Source organism: Streptomyces sp. SAI-127 (assembly GCF_029894425.1).
In the GTDB taxonomy this organism is placed as follows: Bacteria; Actinomycetota; Actinomycetes; order Streptomycetales; family Streptomycetaceae; genus Streptomyces.
Map to the genome: position 1 here is coordinate 236,981 of NZ_JARXYJ010000002.1, position 23,294 is coordinate 260,274.

At 71.4% G+C, this 23,294-nt stretch carries 2 protein-coding genes (1 of these 2 cut by a window edge); both read left to right on the top strand.

Annotation, left to right across the window (positions count from 1 at the left end; translation table 11 throughout):
* A complete protein-coding gene (locus tag M2157_RS46790; RefSeq protein ID WP_280868562.1) occupies nucleotides 1–19,611 on the top strand; it encodes a non-ribosomal peptide synthase/polyketide synthase in 19,611 nt (6,536 codons plus the stop codon).
* Nucleotides 19,608–23,294: the 5' portion of a non-ribosomal peptide synthetase gene (locus M2157_RS46795; protein WP_280868519.1), read on the top strand. It continues 2,709 nt past the right edge of the window; only the first 3,687 of its 6,396 coding nucleotides appear in the window; the start codon lies at nucleotides 19,608–19,610; its stop codon lies off the right edge, out of view. Before M2157_RS46790 ends, M2157_RS46795 begins: the two co-directional genes overlap by 4 nt.

The following is a 23,294-nucleotide window of genomic DNA, read 5'->3' on the forward strand; positions in this document are numbered from 1 at the left end:
ATTTCACGCGAGTGGCTTAGTGGGGGCGTCATGCACGGTGAACCGAACTCCTGGCGTGACCAGTCGGCGGACCTGCCGGCCCTGGAGCTGCCCACGGACCGCCCCCGCGCCACGGGCGGCCCCACTCGGACGGCGGTGGTCCGGTTCGACGTGCCGCCCACGACCGCACAGCGGCTCAGGGAACTGTCCCGCACCGGCGGAACGAACGTGCGCACCCTCGTGCTCGCGGCCCTGAGCGTCCTGATGGGCCGCTACGCGGGCACGGACGACGTGGTGGTGGCCGAGGACGGGGCGGTGGCCCGCACCGACCTCAGCGGCGAGCCGTCCTTCGCCGAACTGCCCGGCCGCATACACGCGACCACGGGCGGCTCCACCCGCCACCCGGTCCGCTTCTCCTGCACGGGCCCCGGCGACCGCGGTGAGCCGGAGGCGGCGAGCGACCTGCTGCTCCACGTGTCCGACGCACAACACGGCTTCCTGTCGGGGGAGTTCAGGTACGACACCGCCCTGTTCGACACAGCGACGGTGGAACGGACCGCCCGTCACCTCCTGGCCCTGATCGAGACCGCAGCCGAGCACCCGCACCGCTGCGTGCACGAACTGGCGGTACTGATGCCCGACGAACGCGACGCCCTGATCCGCGCGGGCGACGGACCCGCGCTCGCGCTTCCGCCGGCCGCCGGGGTGCACGAGCTGATCGCGCACTGGGCCGCACGCAGCCCGGACGCGGTCGCGGTGGTGTCCGGTGACCGCGTGCTGACCTACGGCGCACTGCTGGCGCGGGCGAACCGGCTGGCACACCGCCTGCGGGGGATGGGCGTCGGCCCCGAGTCGGTCGTGGGGCTGTGCCTGGAACGCGGTGCCGACATGGTGGTCGCCGTACTCGCGGTCTGGCAGGCCGGTGGCGCGTACCTGCCCCTCGACCCCGCGTACCCGGCCCAGCGGCTGGAGTACATGCTCGCCGACAGTGGCGCCACGGTGCTGGTCGGCGGCTCCGGGCAGGTGGAGGCGCTGCCCGCCGACCGCGTGGTGCGCCTGGAGGACCGGTACCTGTGGGAGGCGCTGCCGTCGTCCGCCCCGGACACCGAAGCACGCCCCGCCCAACTGGCCTACGTCATCTACACCTCAGGCTCGACGGGACAGCCCAAGGGCGTACAGGTCGCCCACGCGGGACTGCTGAACCTGGCGGTCGCCTTTCGCCCGGTGCTCGGTGCGGCTCCCGGAACGCGGGCCCTGCAGTTCGCCTCGCTCAGTTTCGACGCGGCCGTCCTCGACGTGGCGATGACGCTCGCAGCCGGCGGGACGCTCGTGGTGGCTTCGTCGACGGACCGCGCACAGCCGGGCTCGCTCGAAACCCTCGTACGGGCCCAGGCGGTCACCATGGCCAGCGTGTCGCCCTCGCTGCTGGGCGTCCTGGAACCGGGGGCCCTGGCGGACGTGGGCGCGATGCTGGTCGGCTCGGAGCGGGTCGGCACCCAGGTGGCCCGGGACTGGGCCCCCGGGCGGCGGCTGGTGAACGGGTACGGGCCGACGGAGACGTCGGTCATCGCCTGCGTGGGCCCCGTGGACGCCGACGCGCCCGGAGCGCCGCCGATCGGCGGGCCGCTGCCCAATACGCGCGTCTACGTCCTTGACCCCACCCTTGAGCCGGTGCCGGTGGGCGCCGTGGGAGAGCTGTTCATCGCGGGCCCCCAGCTGGCCCGCGGCTACGGCGGGCGTGCCGCACTGACCGGCGAGCGGTTCGTGGCAGACCCCTTCGCCGCGGACGGCTCCCGCATGTACCGCTCGGGCGACCGCGTCCGGTGGTTGGCCGACGGACGCCTGGAGTTCGTCACACGGGCGGACGGCCAGCTGAAGGTCCGCGGCTTCCGCGTCGAGCCGGGCGAGGTGGAGGAAGCGCTGGCCGCCCACGAGGGTGTGCGCGCGGTGGCCGTGACCGCGTTCGGCGAGGGTGAGGCACGCCGACTCGCGGCGTACGTGGTGCCGTCGGACCCGGCACTCGGCATGCCGCCGGTGGACACCCTGCGCGACCTCGCGGGACGGCGGCTGCCGGACTTCATGGTGCCGTCGGCTTTCGTGGAACTGACCGCGCTGCCACTGACCACCAACGGCAAACTCGACCGGTCCGCCCTCCCCGCACCCGAGCACGCGCAACTGACCCAGGGACCGTACGTCGCTCCGGTCACCCGTACCGAGGAAGTCCTCGCCGGGATCTGGGCGCGGCTCCTCGGCGTCGACCGGGTGGGCGCCCGGGACAGCTTCTTCGAACTGGGCGGACACTCGCTGCTGGCCGCCCAGGTCATGTCCCGCATCCGCCAGACCTTCGGCGTGGAACTGCCCCTCGCGGTGCTCTTCGAGCAGCCGACCGTACGGCAGCTGGCGGCGGCTGTCGCGGACGCGGCCGGCGCTACGGGTGCACCCGCAGGCACGGGCGCTCCGGTGTTCGAGGCGGTCGGCCGGGGCGACGAGGCCCTGCCGCTGTCGTTCGGGCAGCAGCGGCTGTGGTTCCTCGACCAACTCGACCCGGGCTCCGCCGAGTACAACCTGCCTCTGCGCCTGCACATCGACCACACGCTGGACGTCCCTGCCCTCCAAGCCGCCCTGGACACGGTCCTGGCCCGGCACGAAGCGCTCCGCACCCGCCTTGCACCCGGCCAGGACGGCACCGTGTACCAGGCGATCGACGAGCCCGCGCCCTTCCCGCTGCCCGTGGTCGACGTGTCCGCCGCCCCGGCCCCCCGACGCGAGTGCCAACGGCTGGCACACCAGGAGGCGATGGCCCCCTTCGACCTCGCGAACGGTCCGCTGATCCGCGCCGTCCTCATCAGATCGGCCCCCGACGACCACCTCCTGGCGCTGTCCGCACACCACGCCGTCTTCGACGAGTGGTCCGACCTCGTCCTCCAGCGCGAACTGTGGGCCCTGTACGCCGCGTTCCGCGCGGGTCGGCCGAATCCGCTGCCACCGCTCCCGGTCCAGTATGCCGACTTCGCCGTCTGGCAGCGACGGTCGCTGACCGGCGACGTACTTGATGATCAACTCGCCTACTGGCGAACGCAGTTGGCCGACATGTCGATGCCGCAACTGCCCACCGACCGGCCGCGGCCCCTCGTTCGGCCCACCGAGGGAGCCGTCACACGGTTCACTGTCCCGGCACACACCGCTGAGGCGCTGCGAACGGTGGCACGGGAACACGGCGCCACCATGTTCATGACCCTCCTGGCCGCCTTCGACGTCCTCCTCGGCAAGTACACCGGCACTCAGGACGTGGTGGTCGGTACGCCGGTGGCGAACCGGAACCGTGCCGAGACGGAGGATCTGATCGGGTTCTTCGTGAACACGCTGGTGATGCGGACGGACCTGTCCGGCGACCCGACGTTCCGCGAACTGCTGGGGCGGGTACGGGAGACGGCTCTGGGCGCGTACGCCCACCAGGATCTGCCGTTCGAGCAACTCGTGGACACGCTCGTGACCGAGCGGGACCGATCGCGCAGCCCGCTCTTCCAGACCATGTTCAGCTACGGCACCACGGGCGGCGCCTACGTCAATCCGGGCACGCTGCCCGTGAAATGCGACCTCGCCCTGCGCCTGGTGGAGAGCGGCGATGGGCTGCTGGGGGAGATCGAGTACAGCACGGCGTTGTTCGACGCGGGGACCGTGGAGCGGTTGTCGGGTCATCTGGTGCGGCTGTTGGAGGCGGTGGCGGAGGATGCGGGGCGGCGGGTTGGTGAGCTTCCTGTGCTGTCCGTTGATGAGCGTGAGCGGGTGGTGCGGGGCTGGAACGGCGCCCAGGCCGCTCTGCCGTCGGTGGGTGGGGTGCATGAGCTGATCGCTGCGCGTGCGAACAAGGCGCCGGATGCGGTGGCGGTGGTGTCCGGTGGTCGCACGTTGACGTATGGCGGGTTGGTGGCGCGGGCGAGTCGGCTGGCGCATGTGCTGCGGGGCCGGGGTGTTGGTGCGGAGTCGGTGGTGGGCCTGTGTCTGCCTCGCGGTGTCGACATGGTGGTGGCGGTGCTGGGGGTGTGGCTGGCGGGCGGCACGTATCTGCCACTGGATCCCGAGTATCCGGTGGAGCGGCTGGAGTTCATGGTCGCCGACAGCGGGGCGCAGGTGGTTCTCCGTGAAGGTGATCTGGTGCTTTCGGAGGATCTGCCGTCGGCGGCTCCCGACAATGCCGTAGCGCCGGGCCAGTTGGCGTATGTGATCTATACGTCGGGTTCGACGGGCCGTCCCAAGGGTGTGCAGGTGTCTCACGGCAGTGTGGTCGGCATGGTGACCGCGCTGGGCTCGGAGCTTGGGGCCGAGGCGGGCGTGCGGGTGTTGCAGTTCGCGTCTTTCAGCTTCGATGCGGCGGTGCTGGATGTTGCTGTGACCCTGGCTCACGGCGGCACGTTGGTGGTGGCGAGCGCGGGGGAGCGGGCTGAGCCCGACGCACTGACGTCCATGATCTGCGCGGAGGGCGTGGGTGCGGCCAGTGTCGTGCCGTCGCTGCTGGGTGTGCTGGACCCCGAGCGCGTGCGTGGCATCGAGAGGCTGTTGTTGGGGGCGGAGCGGCTGACGGAGCAGGTGGCGCGGGCGTGGGCTCCGGGTCGTCGTCTGGTGAACACCTACGGTCCGACCGAGGCGACGGTAATGGTCACCGCAGGTGCGGTCGACGGGTCGGAGGGTGTGCCGCCGATCGGCTTGCCGGTCGCCAACGCGCGCCTGTACGTCCTGGACACCTCCTTGCATCCGGTCCCCGTGGGTGTGGTGGGCGAGGTGTTCATCGCAGGCCCCCAGGTGGCCCGCGGCTATGCCGGTCGCCCCGGCCTGACTGGTGAGCGTTTCCTTCCTGACCTGTTCGCTGCCGACGGCTCTCGTATGTACCGTTCGGGCGACCGGGCCCGCTGGCTTCCCGATGGACGGCTGGACTTTGTGGGCCGGGCGGACCAGCAGGTCAAGGTCCGCGGGTTCCGGATCGAACCGGGCGAGATCGAAGCCGTCCTGACCACGCATCCCCGGATCCGTACCGCCGTCGTGGTCCCGTTCGGCGACGAGGACGACCGCCGGCTGGTGGCCTACCTCGTTCCCGAGGACGCAGCCGAAGGCATCCCGACCGTCACCGACCTTCGCACCCACGCCGGCGCTCACCTGCCCGCCTTCATGATCCCGTCCGTCTTCACGCCCATCGACACGTTGCCCCTCACCCCCAACGGCAAGCTCGACCGCTCGGCACTCCCGGAGCCGGAGCGGCGAGGGCTGTCCGGGTACGTGCAGCCGGCCTCTCCCACCGAGGAGTTGCTCGCCGGTGTCTGGAGTCGTCTGCTCGGTGTCGCCCGCCTCGGGGTCACGGACAACTTCTTCGAGCTGGGCGGTCATTCGCTGCTTGCGACGCGGGTCGGCTCCCGGATCCGCGACCTGCTGTCGGTGGACGTGCCGCTCTCCGCGGTGTTCGACCGCCCCACCGTGCGGGAGCTGGCCGCGCTGGTGGACCGTTCGGCGCGGGGGACGGCCGTACCCCCTGTGACGGCGGTGGACCGGGACCGGCCGCTGCCGTTGTCGTTCGCGCAGCAGCGGTTGTGGTTCCTGGACCAGCTGGAGCCTGGGTCCGCGGAATACACCATCGCTCTGCCGGTGTGGTTGCGCGGGGAGAAGCCGGACGTGGAGGCGCTCGGTGCCGCGCTGGGCGCGATCGTGGCACGCCATGAGGTGCTGCGGACGCGGCTCGTCGTCGGTGCCGACGGTGTGCCGTACCAGTGTGTGGACGCGCCGTCCGGGTTCCCGTTGCCGCTTGTCGACGTGTCGGGGGAGCCGGACCCGGTCGGCGCGGCGCGGGAATTGGTGGCGGGTGATGCGGCCGTGCCGTTCGATCTGGCGCAGGGGCCGTTGGTGCGGGCCACGCTGGTGCGGCTGGCCCCGGACCAGCACGTGCTGGCGGTGACCGTGCACCACGTCGTGTTCGACGAGTGGTCGGACCGCGTCTTCCGGCGTGAACTGTCGGCCTTCTACGAGGCGTTCCAGAACGTGCAGCCCGTCCCGCTCGCACCGCTGCCCCTGCAGTACGCGGACTTCGCGGCCTGGCAGCGGCAGTGGCTGACCGGTGCCGCGCTCGCCTCGCAGCTCGCCTACTGGGTCGATCAGCTGGCAGACCTCCCGGAGCTGGAGCTGCCGGTTGACCGAAAGCGCCCGCCCGTGCGGTCGGCCGAGGGCGCGGTGCTGCGGTTCACCGTCCCCGCGCACACCACCGAGGCCCTGCGGAGGCTGTCCCGTACGCATGACTCGACGATGTTCATGACGCTGCTGGCCGCGCTCGGCGTGCTGCTCGGCCGCTACGGCGGCGCCGAGGACGTGGCGGTCGGCACCCCGGTGGCGAACCGGAACCGTGCCGAGACCGAGGATTTGATCGGCTTCTTCGTCAACACACTGGTCATGCGGACCGACCTGTCCGGTGATCCCACGTTCGCCGAACTCCTCGCCCGGGTACGGGAGATGGCCCTCGGCGCGTTCACCCACCAGGACCTGCCGTTCGAGCAGCTGGTGGACGAGCTGGTCGTCGAGCGGGACCGCTCCCGTACCCCCTTGTTCCAGGTCATGTTCAACTACGCCACGTGGGAGGCCGGGGACGTCCTGACCGACGTGCTGCCCGCCAAGTACGACCTCCTCGTCACGGTCGGCGACACCGGCGGCGACCACGGTCTCAGCTGCGAGATGCAGTACAGCACCGCCTTGTTCGACGCGACCACGATCGACCGGATGACCGGGCACTTCGTGAGCCTGCTGGAGAGGGTGGCCGAGGCCCCGGAGCGGCCGTTGTCGCAGGTGCCGACGCTGCCGGCGCACGAGCTGGATCTGCTGGCCGCCGAGTGGCACGGCGGCGCCGTCCCCGACCTCGTCGCCCGCGGGGTGCACGAGCTGGTCGCCGACCGGGCCGCGGCCCGTCCCGACTCCGTGGCCCTGGTCTGCGGTGAGCGAAGGCTGACGTACGGCGGGCTGGTGGAACGCGCCAACCGGCTCGCCCACCGGCTGCGTGACGCGGGCGTGGGCACCGAGTCGGTGGTCGGGCTGTGCCTGGACCGAGGTGTCGACACCGTCGTGGCGATGCTGGCCGTATGGCAGGCCGGAGGGGCCTGGCTGTCCGTCGATCCCCAGTACCCGGCCGAACGGCTGGAGTTCATGCTCGCCGACAGCCGTGCCGCGCTCGTGGTGACACAGGACCACCACGCCGGCCTACTGCCCGACGGCGTGGCGCCCCTCCTGGTGCTCGACGATCCGGCGACGGCCGCCGCGATCAGCACGGGCCCGCACACCGCCCCCAGGGGGGCGCCCCACCCGGAACAGCTCGCTTACGTGATCTACACCTCCGGTTCCACCGGCCGGCCCAAGGCCGTCCAGGTCGCGCATGCGAGCGTGATCCGTCTGTTCGAGGCCGCTGAAGCCTGCGGCGCACTCACGCTCCCACCGGAAAGCGTGTGGAGTGTCAGCCACTCCTTCGCCTTCGACTTCTCGGTCTGGGAGGTCTGGGGTCCTCTGACTCGGGGCGCCCGCAGTGTCGTCGTGCCCATGGACCGTGTGCGCGAGCCTTGGCGGCTGCGCGAGGTGCTGGCTGCCGAGGGTGTCACCCACCTGAGTGCCACACCGGAGTTGTTCCGCCAGCTGTCCGAAGCGGTCGAGCCCGGGCGCGACCTGCCCGCGCTCGGGTTCGTGGTGTTCGGCGGTGACGTGCTTCAGCGCCCGCACGTGGCCCGCTGGAGCGCGGCACACGGCCTGGACACCCCCGCCCTGGTCAACATGTACGGGATCACCGAGACGACGGTGCACGTCACCCACCACCGCATCGGTTCCGCGGACCTCGCGGGCGATCCGGGGCTGCCGGTGGGGCGAGGGCTTCCCGGCTGGCGGGTGTACGTGCTCGACGAACGGCTCCACCCCGTACCGGTGGGCGTGCCGGGCGAGCTGTACATCGGCGGCGCCGGTGTCGCCCGCGGATACGGCGGCCGGGCGGCGCTGACCGCGGAGCGGTTCCTCGCGGATCCCTTCGCCGGGGACGGTACGCGGATGTACCGCTCCGGAGACCGGGCGCGCCGACTGCCGGGCGGGGTGCTGGAGTTCGTGGGCCGTGGGGACAAGCAGGTCAAGGTGCGCGGGTTCCGGATCGAGCCGGGCGAGATCGAGGCCCGGCTGACCGCTCATCCGGGCGTACGCTCCGCGGTGGTCACGGCCCACGGCGACGGCGCGCACCGCCTGCTCGCGGCCTACCTGGTCCCCGCGGACCACTCCTTGGGCGTCCCGGCGGCGGCCGAGCTGCGGGAACACCTGCGGCACGGGCTGCCGGACTTCATGGTCCCGTCCGCCTTCGTCGAGCTGGCCGCGTTGCCGCTGACCGCGAACGGCAAGCTCGACCGGGCCGCGCTGCCCGTGCCGCAACCGCACCACGGGGAACGGCCCCTGGCGGAAAGGGCGTCGGACGGTGACGGTTTCGTGGCGCCGAGAGGCCCGTCGGAGGAACTGCTGGCCGGCATCTGGGCCCATGTGCTCGACGTGGAGCGGGTCGGCGCCCACGACAACTTCTTCGAGCTGGGTGGACACTCACTGCTGGCGACCCAGGTCGTGTTCCGCATCCGTGAGGCGTTCTCGGTCGAGCTGCCTCTCGCCGACCTGTTCGACCGGCCGACGGTACGCGACCTGGCGCCGCTCCTGGACCGCTCGGATGCCGGCATCATCGTGCCGCGCATGGCACGGGTCGACCGGGACCGTCCGCTGCCACTGTCGTTCGCCCAGCAACGCCTGTGGTTCCTCGACCAGTTGGAGCCCGGTTCCGTCGAGTACGCGCTGCTGTCCCCGGTGCACTGGAACGGACACCTGGACGTCGCCGCGCTCCGGGCGGCCCTGGGCGGGATGGTCACACGGCACGAGGTGCTGCGGACCCGGCTCGTCGCGGACGCCGACGGGGTTCCCCGGCAGGTGATCGATCCGCCGCACCCGTTCGTGCTGCCCGTGGTGGACGTCTCCACCGGTACGGACCCCGCAGCGGTCGCACGGCGCCTGGTCGCGGCGGACGCCGGAGTGCCGTTCGACCTTGCGGCCGGTCCGCTGGTGCGGGCCACACTGATCAGTCTGGCCCGCGAGGAACATGTGCTGGCACTCGCCATCCACCACGTGGTGTTCGACGAGTGGTCCGACCGGATCTTCCACCGTGAGTTGATGGCGCTGTACGAGGCGTTCCGTGCGGGGGAGTCCGATCCGCTGCCGGCGCTGGAGGTGCAGTACGCGGACTTCGCGGTGTGGCAGCGGCAGTGGCTGGACGGTGACGTGCTGGAGCGGCAGCTGTCGTACTGGCGTGAGCGTCTGTCCGCGGCTCCGGACACCGAACTCCCCATCGACCGGCCCCGTCCGCCCGTGCGCTCGTCCGCGGGGGCCCGGTGGCGGTTCGCCCTTCCCCAGGAGGTCGTCGAGGGCCTGCGGGGGTTGTCGCGTGAGTGTGGTGTGTCGATGTTCATGACGCTGCTGGCGGCGTATGCGGTGTTGTTGGGTCGGTATGCGGGGTCGGAGGACGTGGTGGTGGGCACGCCGGTGGCGAACCGGAACCGTGCCGAGACGGAGGATCTGATCGGGTTCTTCGTGAACACGTTGGTGATGCGGGCGGATCTGTCGGGGGATCCGTCGTTCCGTGAGGTGTTGGGGAGGGTGCGGGAGACGGCGCTGGGTGCGTATGCGCATCAGGATGTGCCGTTCGAGCAGGTGGTGGACGCGTTGGTGGCCGAGCGGGACCGGTCGCGCACGCCGCTGTTCCAGGCCCTGCTCAACTACGACTTCGTCGAGAGCGACGCGCCCCGCTCGGCCACCGGGCAGACGGTCGACCGCAGCGGCAGCGCCGCCGACGTCGTCGCGAAGTACGACCTGCGACTGGTGCTCAGTGACGACGGACACGGCCTGGATGCCGAGTTCGAGTACAGCCGCGCGCTCTTCGACGCGACGACCGTGGAGCAGATGGCGGACCACCTCGTCACCCTGCTGAGCGCCGTGGCCACGGACGCGGACCGCACCCTGTCACGGCTGCCCGTGCTGCCGGCCCACGAACTGGACCGGCTGCTCAGGGAGTGGAACGACGCCGAGGTCCCCGTCCCCCCGGCGGGCGGCGTACCCGAACTGATCGCCGAGCGCGCAGCGACGGCCGCGGACACGGTGGCGGTGGTCTCCGGTGACCACACGCTGACCTACGGCGCCCTCGTCGCCCGCGCCCACCGGCTGGCCCACTACCTGCGGGCCGTCGGCGTCGGCGCGGAATCGGTCGTGGCGCTGTGTCTGCCCCGCGGAGCCGACATGATCGTGACCGTCCTGGCCGTGTGGCAGGCCGGAGGAGCGTATCTGCCGCTGGACCCCGAGTACCCGGCCGAACGCCTCGGCTTCATGCTCACCGACAGCGGCGCAGAAGTGGTGATCGGCACCGAGGACCTGGTCGACGAACTCCCGGTCGGCCGGCTGCGCACGGTCGTCCTCGACGACCCCTCGGTGCGCGCCGTTCTGGACGCGCAGCCCACCGAGGCCCCCGACGTCGCTGTCCTCCCGGGCCAACTCGCCTACGTCATCTACACGTCGGGCTCCACCGGCCGGCCCAAGGGCGTGCAGGTCACGCACGGCGGGGCGCTGAACTACGTCGTCTCCGTGGTGGACCGGGCCGGCTGGGGCGCCGGCGAGCGGTTCGGACTGCTGCAGCCCGCCGTCACCGACCTCGGCAACACCGTCGTGTTCGGCTGCCTCGCGTCCGGTGGCGTCCTGCACATCCTCGACGGGGACGTCGCGCTCGACGGCCGTGCCGTCGCGGGCTACCTGGCCGGCTGGGCGGTGGACTGGGTCAAGGTGGTGCCGTCCCACCTGGCGGCCCTGGCCGCCGACGCCGGCGTGGAGGGGCTGATCCCCGGTCGGGGCCTCATGCTGGGCGGGGAGGGAGCCTCGCCGGTCTGGCTGGGCGGCCTGCTGGAGGCCGCCGGAGAACGGGCCGTCGTCAACCACTACGGCCCGACCGAGGCAACGGTCGGCGTGGTCGCCGGCCGACTCGATGCAGGAGTGCTGGCCGACGGTGTGGTGCCGCTGGGGACCCCCTTGGCCAACACCCGCGTCTACGTGCTCGACGCCGCCCTGCGCCCGGTGCCGATCGGCATGGTGGGTGAGCTGTACGTCGCGGGCCCCCAGGTGGCGCGCGGCTACCGGGGCCGGCCCGCGCTGACGGCGGAGCGGTTCGTGCCCGACGCCTTCGCCGGCGACGGCACCCGCATGTACCGTACCGGCGACCGCGCACGGTGGCGTGCGGACGGCCGCCTGGAGTTCCTGGGCCGCATCGACGCCCAGCTCAAGGTGCGTGGGTACCGTGTCGAGCCCGGCGAGGTGGAGGCGGCACTCGTCTCCCACGCCCTGGTGCGCTCGGCCGTCGTGACCGCCCGGGGCGAGGGACGGGGACGCCGCCTGGTGGCCTACCTGGTGCCGGCCGACCATGACGAGGGACTGCCGCCGGTGGCGGAACTGCGCGCGTACGCGGGCTCACGCCTGCCCGAGCACATGGTGCCCTCGGTCTTCGTCGAGCTCGGGGAGTTCCCCCTCACCGCCAACGGCAAGCTCGATCGAGCCGCCCTGCCCGAACCGGACGCCGAGGAGTCCGAGACCGGTACATACACTCCGTCGGTCACCGCCACCGAGGAACTCCTGACCGGCATATGGTCCGACGTCCTGGGGATCGGCCGGGTGGGAACCCTCGACGACTTCTTCGACCTGGGCGGGCATTCCCTGCTCGCCACCCAGGTGATCTCCCGGATCCGTGAGGTGTTCGGCACCGAGGTGCCGTTGTCGGCCCTGTTCGACGCGCCGACGGTGCGCGGGTTCGCCGCGGTGGTCGACAACTCGGCCGCGGGTCTCGCCGTACCCCCTGTGACCGCGGTGGACCGGGACCGTACGCTGCCGTTGTCGTTCGGCCAGCAACGCCTGTGGTTCCTCGAGCAGTTGGGCGGCGGGTCGCCCGAGTACAACCTCACGGCGGGCATCCGCCTCGACGGCGACCTGGATGCGTCGGCGCTGCAGGCGGCGCTGAGCCGGATCACGGCCCGGCACGAGGTGCTGCGCACCCGTCTGGTGGCGGGCGCGGACGGGCTGGCGACCCAGGTGATCGACCCGCCGCGCCCCTTCCCCCTGCCGGTCGTCGACGTGTCCGACACGTCGCAGCCGGAAGCGGCCGCACGTGCCCTGGCCGCGGCGGACGCCGCCCTGCCCTTCGACCTGTCGGCCGGCCCGCTGATCCGCGGAGTCCTGGTCACGGTCGCCGCCGACCGGCACCTGCTGGCCCTGGCGATGCACCACGCCGTGTCCGACGAGTGGTCCGGCCGACTTCTGCGCGGCGAACTGACCGCCCTGTACGAGGCGTTCCGGGCGGGCCGGCCCGATCCGCTGCCGCCGTTGGCGGTGCAGTACGCCGACTTCGCCCTCTGGCAGCGCCAGTGGCTGGACGGCGACGTCCTGCGGAGCCAACTCGACTACTGGCGCGCCCAGTTGGCCGGTGCACCCGTACTGGAACTGCCCACCGACCGGCCCCGCCCGGCGGTGCGTTCCAGCGAGGGCGGGGTCGTCGACTTCCGCGTCCCCGTGGACACGGCCCGCCGACTGCGCGAGCTGACCCGCGGCAACGGCGCCACGATGTCCATGACGCTGCTGGCCGCGTTCAGCGTGCTGCTGGGCCGCTACGCGGGCTCGCGGGACGTGGTGGTCGGCACGCCGGTGGCGAACCGGAACCGTGCCGAGACCGAGGATCTGATCGGGTTCTTCGTGAACACCCTGGTCCTGCGGACCGATCTGTCCGGTGATCCCACGTTCGCCGAACTCCTCGCCCGGGTTCGGGAGACGGCGCTCGGCGCGTACGCACACCAGGACCTGCCGTTCGAGCAGCTTGTGGAAGAACTCGTCGTCGAGCGGGACCGCTCCCGCAGCCCCCTGTTCCAGGTCCTGTTCAACTACGACACCGCCGACACGGACAAGCCCGACATGGCACCGGGCAGTCCGCTCACCGTGAGCTTCGACCTGGCGCTCCGGCTCGGCGACGGCGACGACGGCCTGACCGGTGAGTTCCAGTACAGCACCGCCCTGTTCGACGCGAAGACCGTCGAACGGATGGCCGGTCATCTGGTCGAACTGCTGTGCGCCGCAGCAGAGAACCCCGACCGCAGGGTCGGCGAACTGCCCCTGCTCACGACGTCGGAGCGAGACGCGCTGGTGAGGGAGTGCCACGGAGCCACCGCCGTACTGCCGCCGGTGGCCGGCGTGCACGAGCTGATCGCACGGCGTGCCGAGCAGTCCCCGGACGCCGTCTCCGTGGTCTGCGGCGCCCGCGTGCTCACGTACGGCAGGCTGCTGGCGCGGGCCGGTCGGCTGGCGCATCACCTGCGCGGCCGGGGCGTGGGCCCGGAGTCGGTCGTCGGCCTGTGCCTGCCGCGCGGGGTGGACATGGCCGTGGCCGTGCTGGGCGTGTGGCTGGCGGGAGCGGCCTACCTGCCGCTGGACCCGGAGTACCCGGACGAGCGACGGGACTTCATGGTGGCCGACAGCGGCGCCCGAGTGGTGCTGCGGGAGGACGACCTGGTGCTCGGCGACGCGTTGCCGTCGACGGCGCCGGAGGTGACGGTACGACCTGACCAGTTGGCGTACGTCATCTACACCTCCGGTTCGACGGGCCGCCCGAAGGGCGTGCAGGTCGCGCACGGTGGCCTGGTCAACCTGGCGGAGACTTTCCGCCGGGAACTGGGCGTGGCCCCGGGGACGCGGATGCTGCAGTTCGCCTCCTTCGGTTTCGACGCCGCGGTGCTGGACCTGGCGACGACCCTGGCCTCGGGCGCGACGCTCGTGGTCGCCTCGTCCGCCGAGCGAACCGAGCCCGCGGCGCTGTCCGCCGTCGTACGGGCGCAGAGCGTGGGCGTGGCGAGCGTGTCCCCCTCGCTGCTGGGGACCCTGGACCCCGCCGAGCTGGCCGGGGTCGAGGCGATGCTGGTGGGCTCGGAACGGGTCGGCGAGCAGGTGGCACGGGTCTGGGCGCCGGGGCGGCGCATGCTGAACGGCTACGGCCCCACCGAGACCACGGTGATCGCGTCCGCCGGACTGGTGGACGCCGGAGGGGTGGGGGCTCCGCCGATCGGCGTACCGCTGCCCAACACACGGGCGTACGTGCTCGACGACCGGCTTGCACCGGTGCCGGTGGGCGTGACGGGTGAGCTGTACCTCGCCGGACCGCAACTGGCCCGCGGCTACGGTGGGCAGGCCGGCCTGACGGCGGAGCGGTTCGTGCCCGACGCGTTCGCCGGGGACGGGTCTCGGATGTACCGGTCGGGCGACCGTGTGCGCCGACTGGCGGACGGACGGCTGAGCTTCGTCGACCGGGCCGACGGCCAGTTGAAGGTGCGAGGGTTCCGGATCGAACCGGGCGAGGTGGAAGCCGCCCTGGTCGCCCACCCGGGCGTGCGCGCGGCGGTGGTGACGGCCTTCGGCGACGGCGGTGAACGCCGCCTGGTCGCGTACGTCGTGCCGGCCGATCCCGGTGCGGGCATCCCGTCGGCGACGGAACTGCGGGAGTCCACGGGCCGACGGCTGCCGGCGTTCATGGTGCCGTCGGTGTTCGTGGAGCTCGCGGGCCTGCCGCTGACCGCGAACGGCAAGCTGGACCGCGCCGCCCTGCCGGAACCGGACGGGACGGCCCACGGCGAGCACGCGTACGTGGCTCCCGCCGGAGCCACCGAGGAACTCCTCGCCGGTATCTGGGCGCAGCTGCTCGGCGTGCACCGGGTGGGCGCCGAGGACAACTTCTTCGAGCGGGGCGGGCACTCACTGCTGGCCACCCAGGTGATGTCCCGCATCCGTGAGGTGTTCGGCGCCGACGTCTCCGTGGCGACACTGTTCGACCACCCGACCGTACGGGCGCTCGCCGCGGCGGTCGACGGAGCAGCCCGGGGCGCGCTCCTGGCACCGGTCGCCGAGGCCGGACGGGACCGCCTGCTGCCGCTGTCCTTCGGGCAGCAGCGGCTGTGGTTCCTGGACCAACTCGAGCCCGGATCCACCGACTACAACCTGCCGCTTCCCCTGCGCCTGGACGGAGTCCCGGACATCGCGGCACTGGGAGCGGCCCTGGACGCGCTCACGGCGCGCCACGAGGTGCTGCGCACCCGCCTGGTGACGGGGCCGGACGGGGTGGCCCACCAGGTCATCGACCCGGCGTCGACACCGCACCCCCTGCCCCTGGTCGACGTGTCCGGTCTCGCCGACCCGGCCGCGGCGGCCCGACTGCTGATCGCGGGGGAGGTGAGGACACCATTCGACCTCGCGACCGGCCCGCTGATGCGTGCCGTCCTGATCCGCCTGGCCCCGGACGAGCACGTCCTGGTCCTGTCGATGCACCACGTCGTCTTCGACGAGTGGTCCGGCCGCATCCTGTGGCGTGAGCTGTCGGCGCTGTACGAGGCGTTCCGGGCGGGCCGCCCCGATCCGCTGCCGCCGCTCGCCGTCCAGTACGCGGACTACGCCGTGTGGCAACACCAGTCACTGGCCGGGCCGGTGCTCGAAGGACAACTCGGCTACTGGAAGGACAAGCTGGCCGACCTGCCCGTGCTGGAGCTGCCCACCGACCGCCCCCGACCCGCCATGCGTTCCTCCGAAGGCGCCACCACCCGCTTCAGTGTGCCGGCGCACACCGCGGAGACCCTGCGAGCCCTGTCACGGCAGAGCGGCGCCACCATGTTCATGACGCTGCTGACCGCCTTCGACGTCCTGCTGGGACGCTACGCGGGAGCGGAGGACATCCCCGTGGGGACCCCGGTGGCCAACCGCAACCGCGCCGAGACGGAAGACCTGATCGGCTTCTTCGTCAACACCCTGGTCATGAGGACCGACCTGTCCGGGAACCCCACCTTCACCGAACTCCTCGCCCGGGTCCGGCACGCCGCGCTGGACGCCTACGCGCACCAGGACCTGCCCTTCGAACAGTTGGTGGACGCGCTGGTGGCGGAGCGGGACCGGTCCCGCACGCCGTTGTTCCAAGTGTTCTTCACCTACGTCATGGCGGATGCCCAGGACGGCGCCCCTCTGCTCGAACAGCCCGAAGGACTGCCGCGCACCACCCTGTTCGACCTCACCCTGCGACTCGCCGACTCCCACGACGGCGGGCTGGCCGGTGAGTTCGAGTACAGCACGGCCTTGTTCGACGCGGGGACCGTGAAGCGGTTGTCGGGTCATCTGGTGCGGCTGCTGGAGGCGGTGGCGGAGGACGCGGGGCGGCGGGTGGGGGAGCTGCCCCTGCTGTCCGCTGGTGAGGTTGAGCAGGTGGTCCGGGGGTGGAACGGTGCTGCGGTTGCGTTGCCGTCGGTGGGTGGGGTGCATGAGCTGGTCGTTGCTCATGCGTCTGCTGCTCCGGATGCGGTGGCGGTGGTCTCGGGTGCTCGTGTGTTGACGTATGGCGGGTTGGTGGCTCGGGCGAGTCGGCTGGCGCGTGAGTTGCGTGCTCGGGGTGTGGGGGCCGAGTCGGTGGTGGGTCTGTGTCTGCCGCGTGGTGTCGACGTGGTGGTGGCGATGCTGGGGGTGTGGCTGGCAGGGGGCGCCTATCTGTCACTCGATCCCGAATACCCGCTGGAGCGGCTGGAGTTCATGCTCGCCGACAGCGGTGTGCGGGTGCTGGTGGGCGAGTCGGGGCTGGTCGGGAACCTCTCCGTGGACCGGACGCTCTGCCTGGACGACCCGGCAGTGGTGAGCGCGCTGCAGAACCGGCCGTCGACGCCACCCGAGGTGTCCGTCACGGGAGACGGGCTGGCGGCGGTGATTTATACGTCGGGGTCGACGGGGCGTGCGAAGGGGGCGTTGGTGTCGCATGGGTCGTTGGTGGCGGTGTGTGTGGGGTGGGGGTCGGTGTATGGGGGGGTGGGTGTGGGGGGTGGTCGTCGGTGGTTGTCGGTGGCTAGTGCGAGTTTTGATGTGTTTTCGGGTGATGTGGTGCGGTCGTTGGGTGGGGGTGGGGTGTTGGTGTTGGGGCGGGTGGGTTTGCAGGTGGAGGTGGAGGAGTGGGCGGGGGTGTTGGCGGGTGCGGGGGTGGAGGCGTTGGAGTGTGCGCCTCGGTATGTGGAGGAGTTGGTGGGGTGGGTTGAGCGGGGTGGGAGGGGTTTGTCGGGGTTGAGGTTGGTGGCGGTGACGACGGATGTGTGGCGTACGGGGGCGGTGGTGCGGGCGCGGGAGGTTTTGGGTGCGGGTGTGGTGTTGGTGGGGGCGTATGGGGTGACGGAGGCGACGGTTGATTCGACGTTGAGTGTGTGGGGTGGGGTGGGGGGTGTGGATCGGCCTGCTCCGGTGGGTGGGGCGTTGCCGAATACGCGTTTGTATGTGTTGGACGGGGCGTTGTCTGCGGTGCCGGTGGGTGTGGCGGGTGAGTTGTTTGTTGCGGGTCCGCAGGTGGTGCGGGGGTATGGCGGGCGTGCGGGGTTGACGGCGGAGCGGTTTGTGGCTGATCCGTTTGCGGGGGATGGGTCGCGGATGTATCGGACGGGGGATCGGGTGCGGTGGTTGGCGTGTGGGGAGGTGGAGTTTCTGGGGCGGGCGGATGAGCAGGTGAAGGTGCGGGGTTTCCGTATCGAGCCGGGTGAGGTGGAAGCGGCTTTGGCGACCCACCCCCGCATCCGCACCGCCGTGGTCGGCGTGGTGGGGGAGGGCACCGACCGGCGCCTGGCCGCCTACGCGGTCCCCGCCGACCCGGCCGAGGGCATACCGACCGTGGGCGAGCTGCGGGACCATCTGCGGCGTGGACTGCCGGACTTCATGGTTCCGTCGTACTTCACCGAACTGTCCGCCCTTCCGCTGACTCCGAACGGCAAGGTGGACCGCAAGGCCCTGCCGGCGCCGGACGGTCTGCGGCCCCGGCTGGACGGCTTCGCCGCCCCCACGACCGCGACCGAGGAACTCCTCGCCGGCATCTGGGCCCAGGTCCTCGGCCTGGACCGCGTCGGCGTCCAGGACAACTTCTTCGAACTCGGCGGCGACTCGATCATCAGCATCCAGGTCGTGGCCCGCGCCAGGAAGGCCGGCCTGCACTTCACCGTGGCCCAGCTGTTCGACCACCAGACCGTCGCGGGACTGGCCACCGTGGCCACCGCTGAGAGCACCGCGGACGCGGAACAGGGCCCGGTTGTCGGCGACTTCCCGCTCACGCCGATCCAGCGCTGGTTCTTCGCGCAGGACATGCGAGAGCCCGGCCACTTCAACCAGTCGATGCTGCTGGAGGCCGCCGAACCCGTCGAGGCCGAGGCGCTCCGGGTCGCCGTGGCGGCCGTGCTGGAGCAGCACGACGCCCTGAGGTCGCGGTTTGTCCGGGAGGGCGGGCAATGGGCCGGCCGGGTGATGGCCGCCGAGCCGGCCGACGTCGTCCATGTCGTCGAGACAACCGGCCGGGACGACCAGGACGAGTGGGCGTTCCTGGACGCCCGCGGTGACGAGGCACAGGCCGGCCTCGACCTGGCGGACGGACCGCTCGTACAGGTCGTGCTGTTCGACCGGGGCGCACAGGGACACCTGCTGTTCGTCGTCGCGCACCACCTGGTCGTGGACGCGGTGTCGTGGCCGGTGTTGCTGGAGGACCTGTCGGTCGCCTACGGACAGGCCGCACGCGGCATCCCGGTGAAGCTGCCTGCCAAGACCAGCTCCTTCATGCGATGGGCCCAGCGTCTCAACGAACTCGCCCGCTCCCCGGAACTGATCGCCGAAGCCGCGTACTGGCGCACGGCCGAGACCACCGCGGTCCCGCTGCCACGTGACCACGACGGGCCCAACAGCCTCACCTCCCTGCGGGAACTGTCGGTCACCCTCGGCACGGAGCAGACCGAGCGCCTGCTGCGCGACGTCCCGGGCGCGTTCCACACGCAGATCAACGACGTGCTGCTGAGCGTCCTCGGGACCGTGCTCACCGAATGGTGCGCCGCCCCGCACGTGACGGTCGACCTGGAAGGACATGGTCGCGAGGACGTGGGCGCCGACATCGACGTGTCACGGACGGTGGGCTGGTTCACCAGCGTGTATCCGGTCGTCCTCGGCGGCACGAGCAGCGGCGACGACCCCGGCGCGGCGCTGCGCCGGACGAAGGAACGGCTGAGGGAAGTCCCCCGCAAGGGCCACGGCTACGGCCTGCTGCGTCACCTCGGTGACTGGGAACCGGTCCCGGGCCCCGACGTGGCCTTCAACTACCTGGGGCAGACCACCCAGGCGGTCGACGCGGCCGGTGCCCCGGGCGGACGGTTCAGGCCGACGGGCAGGGCACTCGGCAGGCCGCAGTCGACGGTCGGGAACCGCACGCATCTGCTCGAGATCAACAGCCAGATCGCCCTCGGCCGCCTGGAACTGGTGTGGATGTACAGCGACCAGGTTCACGACGAGTCGACCGTGCGCCGACTGGCACAGCGCTACATCGAGGTCCTCGACGACCTGATCGCGTACTGCTGCCGCCCCGACATCGGCGGCTACACACCGTCCGACTTCCCGCTGGCCGGCCTCGACCAGGACGTCCTCGACCTCATCCAGCAGCGCTTCGACTCACCTGCCGTCCCCGGTGAAGCCGCCGAATCCGGAGGAGCATCATGACCGCGTTCGACACGACGTCCGGTCGGCGGGCCCGCACGATCGAGAACATCTACCCGCTCACCGCGCTCCAGCAGGGCATGCTCTTCCATACGGAACTGGCCGACGAACCCGGTATGTACTGGGTGCAGAACGGCCTGCTGCTGGAGGGGGAGCTCGACCTCACCGCCTTGCGACGGGCCTGGGAACTCATGTTCGACCGGCACGAGGTGCTGCGCACCACGGTCGTCTCTGAAGGCGTGCCCGAGCCGCTGGCGGTGGTGTCCCGCTCGGTCCCGCTGCCGCTGCGGGTACTGGACCTGTCAGGGCTGGACGAGACCGCACGGCAGCAGGCCGTCGACGACTACCTGGCCTCCGACTGGGAGCTGGGCGCCGACTTCACCGCTCCGACCCTGGTACGCCTTGCCGTGATCCGACTGGCTCCCGGACGGCACCAGCTCGTCTGGAGCTACCACCACATGCTGCTGGACGGCTGGAGCGACCCCATCGTGGTGGGTGAACTGCTGGAGTCCTACCACGCGTTCCGCGAGGGCGGCGAACCCCGACTCGCCGCCCGCAGACCCTTCCGGGACTTCGTGGCGTGGGTGACGGGGCAGGACATGGACACGGCCCGGGCGTACTGGCGCGAACGTCTGGCCGGTGTCCGCGAGACGACGACGCTCGGCATCGAGCGCCCCACCGGGGACCGGGGACCGGGCGAGTGCCGGGTGCCGCTGTCCCCGGAGGCCGCCGCGACCGGCGTGGCGGACTTCGCCCGGCGCCACCGGCTGACCCTCAACACGGTCGTCCAGGCGGCGTGGGCGGTGGTCATGGCCCACTACTCCGGCAGCGACGACGTGGTCTTCGGCGTGACGTCGTCGGGGCGTGACGGCCGCCTCGACGGTATGGACGCGATGGTCGGCATGCTCCTCAACACCACGCCGGTCAGGATCACCCTCGACCGTGACCAGCCGGTGACGGACTGGCTGACCCGGCTGCAGGACGAACAGGTCCGGGCCCGGCGGTTCGAGCACACCCCCTTGGTGGAGATTGCCGCCTGCAGCGAACTCCCGCCCGGCAAGCAACTGTTCCAGAGCCTCTTCGTCTTCGAGAACTTCCCGGTCCAGGAGGTGCAGCAGGAACAGCGCAACTCCGCGGCGAGCGGCCTGCGCGCCGGCGCCAACTACGGCCGCGAGCAGGCCAACTATCCACTGAGCGTGACCGCCAGCTCCGGCCGCGAGCTCACGATCAAGATGTCCTACGACCGTGCCCGGATCGACGCCGACGCGGTGGACCGGATGGCCGGCCACCTGGCACACGCCCTGGAGGACCTCATCACCGCTGACGCCGAACGGCGGGTGGGAGAGGTGTCGTTGATGTCACTGCGTGAGCGCGAGGAGTTGCTGCGGGGGTGGAACGGTGCTGCGGTTGCGTTGCCGTCGGTGGGTGGGGTGCATGAGCTGGTCGTTGCTCATGCGTCTGCTGCTCCGGATGCGGTGGCGGTGGTCTCGGGTGCTCGTGTGTTGACGTATGGCGGGTTGGTGGCTCGGGCGAGTCGGCTGGCGCGTGAGTTGCGTGCTCGGGGTGTGGGGGCCGAGTCGGTGGTGGGTCTGTGTCTGCCGCGTGGTGTCGACGTGGTGGTGGCGATGCTGGGGGTGTGGCTGGCAGGGGGCGCCTATCTGTCACTCGATCCCGAATACCCGCTGGAGCGGCTGGAGTTCATGCTCGCCGACAGCGGTGTGCGGGTGCTGGTGGGGGAGCGGTCGGCGGTCGGCGGGCGTCTGAGTGCGGAGTCGGTGGTGTGGCTCGACGACCCGTCCCTTTTCCGGTCCGAGGCCTCTGAGCCCGTCGAGCTTCCGGCCGTGGTCCCGGATCAGTTGGCGGCGGTGATTTATACGTCGGGGTCGACGGGGCGTGCGAAGGGGGCGTTGGTGTCGCATGGGTCGTTGGTGGCGGTGTGTGTGGGGTGGGGGTCGGTGTATGGGGGGGTGGGTGTGGGGGGTGGTCGTCGGTGGTTGTCGGTGGCTAGTGCGAGTTTTGATGTGTTTTCGGGTGATGTGGTGCGGTCGTTGGGTGGGGGTGGGGTGTTGGTGTTGGGGCGGGTGGGTTTGCAGGTGGAGGTGGAGGAGTGGGCGGGGGTGTTGGCGGGTGCGGGGGTGGAGGCGTTGGAGTGTGCGCCTCGGTATGTGGAGGAGTTGGTGGGGTGGGTTGAGCGGGGTGGGAGGGGTTTGTCGGGGTTGAGGTTGGTGGCGGTGACGACGGATGTGTGGCGTACGGGGGCGGTGGTGCGGGCGCGGGAGGTTTTGGGTGCGGGTGTGGTGTTGGTGGGGGCGTATGGGGTGACGGAGGCGACGGTTGATTCGACGTTGAGTGTGTGGGGTGGGGTGGGGGGTGTGGATCGGCCTGCTCCGGTGGGTGGGGCGTTGCCGAATACGCGTCTGTATGTGTTGGACGGGGCGTTGTCTGCGGTGCCGGTGGGTGTGGCGGGTGAGTTGTTTGTTGCGGGTCCGCAGGTGGTGCGGGGGTATGGCGGGCGTGCGGGGTTGACGGCGGAGCGGTTTGTGGCTGATCCGTTTGCGGGGGATGGGTCGCGGATGTATCGGACGGGGGATCGGGTGCGGTGGTTGGCGTGTGGGGAGGTGGAGTTTCTGGGGCGGGCGGATGAGCAGGTGAAGGTGCGGGGTTTCCGTATCGAGCCGGGTGAGGTGGAAGCGGCTTTGGCGACCCACCCCCGCATCCGCACCGCCGTGGTGACGGCAGCGGGCGAAGAGACCGACAGGCGCCTCGTCGCCCACCTCGTCCTCACCGACCCGGCCGAGGGCATACCGGCGGTCGGCGACCTGCGTGCCTACCTCAGCGACCGGCTACCCGCCTTCATGGTCCCGTCGGTGTTCGTCGAGCTCGACGCCCTTCCGCTGACTCCGAACGGCAAGGTGGACCGCAAGGCCCTGCCGGCGCCGGACGGTCTGCGGCCCCGGCTCGACGGCTTCGCCGCCCCCACGACCGCCACCGAGGAACTCCTCGCCGGCATCTGGGCCCAGGTCCTCGGCCTGGACCGCGTCGGCGTCCAGGACAACTTCTTCGAACTCGGCGGTCACTCACTCCTCGCCACCCGCGTCGCCTCCCGCGTACGCACGGTGTTCGGAGTCGAGTTGGCCTTGGCGACGGTGTTCGAGCAGCCCACAGTGCGGGGCCTGGCGGCCGTGGTCGACGGATCGGCCCGCGCGTCCACCGTGCCGCCGGTCACCGTCGTGGATCGCGACCAGGCCCTGCCCCTGTCGTTCGCGCAGCAGCGTCTGTGGTTCCTCGACCAGTTGGAACCGGGCTCCCTCGAGTACAACGTGCCGCTCCTCATGCGCTGGACGGACGGCGACCTGGATGTCCTGGCCCTGGCCGCGGCCCTGAGCGCGGTGGTGGCGCGGCACGAGGTGCTGCGCACCAGGCTGGTGGCCGGCCCGGACGGGGTGGCGCGCCAGGTGATCGACGAACCAGCGCCCTTCCCGCTGCCGGTGGCCGACGTCTCCGGCGACCGGGATCCCGTGGCGGCCGCGCGCAAGCTGGTGACGGCGGAGGTAATGTCCTCGTTCGACCTGGCCGCCGGTCCACTGATCCGTGCCACTCTGATCCGACTGGCCCCCCACGAGCACGTGCTTGCCGTCGCCGTTCACCACGTGGCCTTCGACGAGTGGTCCGTGCGTGTCTTCCGC